A 5702-nucleotide genomic window follows, 5' to 3' on the forward strand; every position below is an offset into this window, starting at 1 on the left:
GCTGGACCTGGGCCGCGTCCCACGGCGTGCCGAAATGCGCGGCGGCGCTGGCCAGGCGCAGCAGGTGTTCGGCGGCGTGGCGCAGCTGGCCATCTTGCAGCGCCAGGGTTTCAAGCAGGTCAAACGGCTGGCTGGCACGGTCCAGAAACTGGCGCTTGTTGCGCCATTCCTGCCATTCGGCATCCGGCACGGCGCCCGAGGTGATGCCGCTGCCAATGCCGCAGCGCAGCCGACCGGCCTGCACGGTGACGGTGCGGATCGGCACGTTGAAGGTGGCTCTGATTCCATGGCCCTGCGCGCCGGGCCGCACCACACCGATGGCGCCGCAGTAAACGCCGCGCAGCTGGGGCTCCAGCGTGCGGATCATCTGCATGGCGCGCACCTTGGGCGCGCCGGTCACGGAGCCGCAAGGGAACAGCGCGGCAAACACGCCGGCCAGCGTGGTGCCGGGTCGGGTTCTGGCCTGCACGTCGGAGGTCATTTGCCACACGGTGGGCAGGGCTTGGGTGTGGAACAAGGCCGGCACCCGCACGCTGAAGGGCTCGGCGATGCGCGAGATATCGTTGCGCAGCAGGTCCACGATCATGACGTTTTCAGCGCGCTCCTTGGGCGAGGCGCGCAGGGCTTCGGCCTGGGCGGCATCCATCTCGGGCGTGGCACCGCGCGCGGCCGTGCCTTTCATGGGCCGGGCCAGAATCTGGCCGCCCTCGCTTGCGTCGTTCCAGTCAAAAAACAACTCGGGCGAGACCGACAGCACCCGGCCGTCACCCGTGCTTCCGGTGTCTATGCAGGCCGCATAGCCGCCCGGCTGGGCACGCTGCAGTGCGGCAAACAGGACCAGGTCGGCGTCCTCTGGCGGCTGGCCCACCCATTGGCCCAACAGCGGCGCGGTGAAGTTGACCTGGTACAACTCGCCGGCGGCAATCGCGCGCTGGAGCTGGTCCATGGCTACGCCAAACACGGGCCGCGGGCAGGTCTCGGTCCACTGCACCTGGGCGGCGCCAGTGTGGGCATCCTCGGGCCAGGGCAAGGCTTGGTCATAAACGGCAAACCAGGCCAGCGGGCCGTCGGGCGCGTGCACGGCCAGGGCGGCGTCAAACGCGGGTGCCGCTTCATAGCGTACATAACCCACGCACCAAAATCCCTCTCGCGCAGCGGCCTGCACGGCGTCGAGCACGGGGCGCACCTCGGCCAGTTCATGCGCGACCAGCACGGTGCGCGGCGTGCCAAAGGCATGGCGCAGGCGCGGCGCGGCGCTGTCGTGCGGATCGGAGAAGTCGATACGCGAAGAAATGATGCTCAAGTCAGCCTCATGCCGCGCCGATATGCGGCACCAGCCCGGCCACAGGCTGGCCGTTTTTCAGTGCAGCGGTAAAAGCCAGCATGCGGTCAATCGGCAGGCGGGCGCGCAGGCCCAGCGCCGGGTCGACCTGCACTTCGTTGGCGCCGGTTTCCAGCACTTGCGCCACGCCGGCCAGGCTGTTCATGGCCATCCAGGGGCAGTGCGCGCAGCTTTTGCAGGTGGCGCTGTTGCCCGCCGTCGGGGCTTCAATGAAGGTTTTGCCGGGGTTCAGCGTGCGCAGCTTGTGCATCATGCCGTTGTCGGTGGCAACGATGAATTCGGTCGCATCCATCTCGTGCGCGGCCTTCAGAATGCCCGAGGTGGAGCCGACGGCATCGGCCAGCGCCACCACGTCGGCCGGCGCTTCCGGGTGCACCAGCACCTTGGCCAGCGGGTGCTGCTGCATCAGCGCCTGCAACTCGAAGGCCTTGAACTCGTCGTGCACGATGCAGGCGCCGTTCCACATCACCATGTCGGCGCCGGTTTCACGCTCGATGTAGCCGCCCAGGTGCCGGTCCGGCCCCCAGAGGATTTTCTGGCCCTGCGCTTTGAGCGCCCGCACGATGTCGAGCGCGCAGCTTGACGTGACGACCCAGTCGGCCCGCGCCTTGACGGCCGCGCTGGTGTTGGCGTAGACCACCACGGTGCGGTCGGGGTGGGCATCGCAAAAGGCGCTGAACGCGTCAATCGGGCAGCCCAGGTCGAGCGAGCAGGTGGCGTCCAGGTCGGGCATCAGCACGCGCTTTTCGGGCGACAGGATCTTGGCGGTTTCGCCCATGAAGCGCACGCCCGACACCACCAGCGTCCGGGCGGCGTGGTCGCGGCCAAAACGCGCCATCTCCAGCGAATCAGACACCAAGCCGCCGGTTTCTTCGGCCAGGTCCTGCAAGTCGGGATGCACGTAGTAGTGCGACACCATCACCGCATTTTTAGCTTTGAGCAGGCTGCGGATGCGCTCTTTCAGCGCGGCGCGCTCGGGCTGCGACGGCTCGGGGGGCACGCGGGCCCAGGCGTGGTGGGTGGAGCAGCTGCCCGCCATTTCGGGCTGCTCGTAGTCAACGTTGATGCGGGACAGGACTGAACTCATTGCGGGCCTCCTTGTGGCGCGTCAAAGCGCATCGAATAATCTATGGCCTGAACGTCCTTGGTCAAGGTGCCAATCGAAATGCGGTCCACGCCGGTGTCGGCCAGCGCGCGCAGCCCGGCCAGCGTCACGCCGCCTGAAATTTCCAGAACGGCCCGCCCGGCGTTGATGCGCACCGCTTCTTTCAGCATGGCCAGGTCCATGTTGTCAAGCAACACCATGCGGGCGCCGGCGTCCAGCGCCTGGGCCAGTTCGGCCAGCGTTTCAACTTCGATTTCCACGAAGTCAGCCTGGGCCGCGATGGGCGCGGCGCGCTGCAGCACCTGCGCGATGCCGCCGGCAGCGGCAATGTGGTTTTCCTTGATCAGGATGGCGTCGTACAAGCCGACCCGGTGGTTGGTGCCGCCGCCGCAGCGCACGGCATATTTTTGCGCCATGCGCAAGCCGGGCAGGGTCTTGCGGGTGTCCACAATCTGCGCCGGGGTGCCGGCAACGAGGGCGACATAAGCCGCTGTCTTGGTGGCGACGGCGCTTAAAAATTGTAAAAAATTAAGCGCCGTGCGCTCGGCTGTCAGCAGCGCCCGGGCCTGGCCCTGGACTTCAAACACCACCTGGTCGGCTGCGCAACGCGCGCCGTCCCTGACATGCCAGACCAGCCGGGCCTGCGGGTCAAGCTGCTTGAATGCCGCCTCGACCCAAGCGCTGCCGCACACCACGGCGCTCTCCCGGGCCAGCACCTGCGCCCTGGCTTGGGCGGCGGGGTCAATCAGCGCTGCGGTCAGATCGCCAGTGCCCACATCCTCGGCCAGCGCACGCGCAACGTCGCTCTGGGCCAGTTGGCCCAAGGCCTCGGTAGAAAAATTAAATGACTTTGTCATAAGAAATCCGAATAAAGAACCGTGCGAAAAGCGCACTGTACAGTGCCCTAAACTACGGGCAAACCCGCAGCGGCGGTCGCAAATGTTACCGCCGTGTGAAAAACGCCACATCCATCGGGGCCGGCCCGCTGGCCTTGCGACCTTCCCGCAACTGACTTCAACCTCTTCTTGCCATGTTCAGAACCCTGCTCAAATCCAAAATCCACCGTGCCGCAGTGACCCACTGCGAGCTCAACTACGAAGGCTCCTGCGCCATTGACGAAGACCTGCTGGACGCCGCCAACCTGGGCGAAAACGAGCAGATCCACATCTGGAACATCAACAACGGCGAGCGCTTCATCACCTACGCGATCCGCGCCGAACGCGGCAGCCGCATCATTTCGGTCAATGGCTCGGCGGCGCGCCGTGCGGCGGTGGGTGATCTAGTCATCATTGCGGCCTTTGCCCAGGTCCATGAAGACCAGGTGGCGGGCTTTAGCCCCAAGCTGGTGTTTGTCAACCCCGACAACCGCATTCAGGAAGAGCGCTCGACCATTCCGGTGCAGCAGCCCTGAAGACGCCGCCCGCTTTGGCAGCCCCGATGGACAACGCAGCCATGATGGCGCGCAGCCTGCGCCATGTGTGGCACCCCTGCACGCAGATGAAGTTGCACCAGGCCCCGGCAGCAGTCCCGCTGGTGCCCATTGCCCGCGCCGAGGGCGTGTGGCTGCACGACTTTGAAGGCCGGCGCTACCTGGACGGCATCAGTTCCTGGTGGGTCAACCTGTTTGGCCACGGCCACCCGCACATCAAGGCGGCGCTGCGCGACCAACTTGACCGGCTGGACCATGTGATGCTGGCCGGCTTCACGCACCAGCCGGTGGTCGAATTGTCGGAACGGCTGGCCGCGCTGACCGGCCTGGGCCATGCCTTCTACGGCAGCGACGGCGCCAGCGCCACCGAGATTGCGCTGAAGATGAGCGCGCATTACTGGCGCAACACCGGCCGGCCCGAGAAGTGCCGCTTCATCGGCCTGGCGGGCGGCTACCACGGTGAAACCGTGGGCGCGCTGGCCGTCACCGACATTGCGATTTTCAGGGAAGCCTACGCGCCGCTGGTGCGGCTGGCCGCCACCGTGCCCAGCCCCGATGCGCGAAACGCCCAGCCGGGCGAAAGCGCCGCCGACGTGGCCAGGCGCGCCGCGGCCGGCCTGCAAAGCTGGCTGGCGCAGCACCATGCGCAGACCGCCGCGCTGATCCTGGAGCCGATGGTGCAGTGCGCCGCCGGCATGGCAATGTACAACGCCGCCTACCTGCGCGAGGCGCGCGCGCTGTGCGACCGCTACGAGGTGCACCTGATCGCCGACGAAATTGCCACCGGCTTTGGCCGCACCGGCACCATGTTTGCGCACCAGCAGGCCGGCATCCAGCCCGACTTCATCTGCCTGTCCAAAGGCCTGACCGGCGGCACGCTGCCGCTGTCGGCGGTACTGACCACCGACACGGTCTACGACGCGTTTTACGACGACGAGATGGCGCGGGGCTTTTTGCATTCGCATTCCTACACCGGCAACCCGCTGGCCTGCCGCGCCGCGCTGGCCACGCTCGAACTGTTTGAGCAAACCGACGTGCTGGCCCGCAACGCCGAACAGGCGCTGCTGCTGGACCAGGCCTTTGCGCCGCTGACGCAGCACCCGTCGGTGCGCCATGCGCGCCGGCTCGGCATGATCTGGGCCTGGGACATTGACGGGACAGCGGGCGAAAAACCGCTGCTGCCCCACTTTGCCCGGCGCTACGCCAGTCACGCGATGGCGCATGGCGTGCTGCTGCGGCCGATTGGCAACACGGTCTACGCCATGCCGCCTTACGTGATGGATGCCGCGTCGGCCGACCACCTGGCGCGCGGCGCGCTGGCTGCGCTTGAGGCCACGCTGGCCGACGAAGGCCCGGCGCATGGCTGAGCACGCAGGCCCGGCGCTGTCGCTGTTTGTCACCGGCACCGACACCGGCGTGGGCAAGACGCTGGTTAGCGCCGGACTGCTCCACGCGCTGGCGCGCTACCACCCGCGCGTGGTCGGCATGAAGCCGGTGGCGGCGGGCACTGAACGGATCAACGGCGTGGACGCCAACGAGGATGTGCTCGCCCTGCGCGCCGCCTCCAACTGCCGCGTGCCGCCCGAACTGGACAACCCGGTGCTGCTGCCAGACCCGCTGTCGCCGCACATCGCCGCCGCGCGCGCCGGCGTGCGCATCGACATCGACCACCTGGTGGCCTGCCAGCGCGCGCTGGCGCTGCGGGCCGAGGCCGTGGTGGTTGAAGGCGCGGGCGGCTTCATGGTGCCGCTGTCCGCCACCGAAACCGGCGCCGACCTGGCCGAAGCACTGGGCCTGCCGGTGCTGCTGGTGGTCGGCCTGCGGCT

6 protein-coding genes are annotated in these 5702 nt (G+C 67.4%); 3 read left to right on the forward strand and 3 right to left on the reverse strand.

Going from position 1 to position 5702, the window contains the following annotated elements:
* From IV091_RS02825 to nadC, 3 genes are all read right to left on the reverse strand, one after another.
* Window positions 1-1294: chorismate-binding protein (locus IV091_RS02825; protein ID WP_293464850.1), on the reverse strand; the 1294-nt coding region annotated here is incomplete at its 3' end.
* Window positions 1295-1310: 16 nt separating this feature from the next.
* Window positions 1311-2429 carry a quinolinate synthase NadA gene (nadA, locus tag IV091_RS02830; protein ID WP_293464835.1) on the reverse strand — a complete coding sequence of 373 codons (1119 nt, stop codon included), beginning with the start codon at window positions 2427-2429 and terminating at the stop codon, window positions 1311-1313.
* Complete coding sequence (gene nadC / locus IV091_RS02835) at window positions 2426-3304, reverse strand: carboxylating nicotinate-nucleotide diphosphorylase (protein ID WP_293464838.1); 879 nt, start codon at window positions 3302-3304, stop codon at window positions 2426-2428. Before nadC ends, nadA begins: the two co-directional genes overlap by 4 nt.
* Before the next feature lie 173 nt (window positions 3305-3477).
* Here nadC and panD point away from each other — a divergent pair, with 173 nt between their 5' ends.
* The 3 genes from panD to bioD form a co-directional block, all read left to right on the forward strand.
* Entirely contained in the window at window positions 3478-3858 is a 381-nt protein-coding gene (gene panD / locus IV091_RS02840; RefSeq protein WP_293464841.1) for an aspartate 1-decarboxylase, read from the forward strand.
* Window positions 3859-3884: 26 nt separating this feature from the next.
* Window positions 3885-5243, forward strand: a complete 1359-nt coding sequence (bioA, locus tag IV091_RS02845; protein ID WP_293464844.1) for an adenosylmethionine--8-amino-7-oxononanoate transaminase — start codon at window positions 3885-3887, stop codon at window positions 5241-5243.
* Window positions 5236-5702, forward strand: a 467-nt coding sequence (bioD, locus tag IV091_RS02850; RefSeq protein WP_293464847.1) for a dethiobiotin synthase, incomplete at its 3' end; no start/stop codon positions are given. The genes bioA and bioD, both read left to right, overlap by 8 nt.

Origin of the sequence: Polaromonas sp., from assembly GCF_018780625.1 — a bacterium.
Taxonomy (GTDB): Bacteria; Pseudomonadota; Gammaproteobacteria; order Burkholderiales; family Burkholderiaceae_C; genus Polaromonas.